This window comes from Leyella stercorea, assembly GCF_019052365.1.
Taxonomy (GTDB): domain Bacteria; phylum Bacteroidota; class Bacteroidia; order Bacteroidales; family Bacteroidaceae; genus Prevotella.
Genome location: NZ_JAHQUY010000187.1, coordinates 1 through 636, shown reverse-complemented (window position 1 = coordinate 636; position 636 = coordinate 1). Strand labels below are relative to the sequence as shown.

The window sequence follows — 636 nt, the reverse complement described above, 5'->3', positions numbered from 1 at the left end:
TGAAGAGTACATTTTCAATTATCTTCTACCTCAAAAGACAGGTAGTAAAGAAAGATGGTACAGTTCCTGTTATGGGACGTATCACTGTGGACGGAACACAGGCACAGTTCAGTTGCAAGATGACTGCGAATCCCAATTTGTGGGACACCAAGGGCGGACGCATGACTGGAAAAAGTATGCAAGCCTTGGAGGTGAACCGCAAACTGGACAAAATGCGTGTGAGTATCAGCAAGAATTATCAGGAGATAATAGATCGAGACAACTTTGTCTCTGCCGACAAGGTTAAGAACGCCTTTCTTGGATTGGAGTATCGCTGCTATACCTTGATGAAAGTCTATGAGCAAAGCAGGGATGAAATGGAAAAACAATACAAGGCTGGCATGAAATCTTTGAGCACATTCACAAAATATAGAATCGGTTGTGCTTACGTGGGCGAGTTTTTGCAGTCGCATTATCGTGTAAAGGACATTGCCTTGAAAGAATTGTCCCTGCCGTTTATTACGAACTATGAGACATTCCTTAGAATAGACAAGCAACTGAAGATAAATTCCGCAATGGTGTTTGTCCGTAATCTCCGTGCCATGATTTTTCGGGCGATTGATAACGAGTGGCTCGTCAAAGACCCTTTCAGACGAT

The 636-nt window shown here is 43.1% G+C and carries 1 protein-coding gene; it reads left to right on the top strand.

From position 1 onward, the window contains the following. The coding region (locus KTQ90_RS13540; protein ID WP_217318852.1) for a phage integrase SAM-like domain and Arm DNA-binding domain-containing protein at window positions 1-636 on the top strand (636 nt) is incomplete at both ends.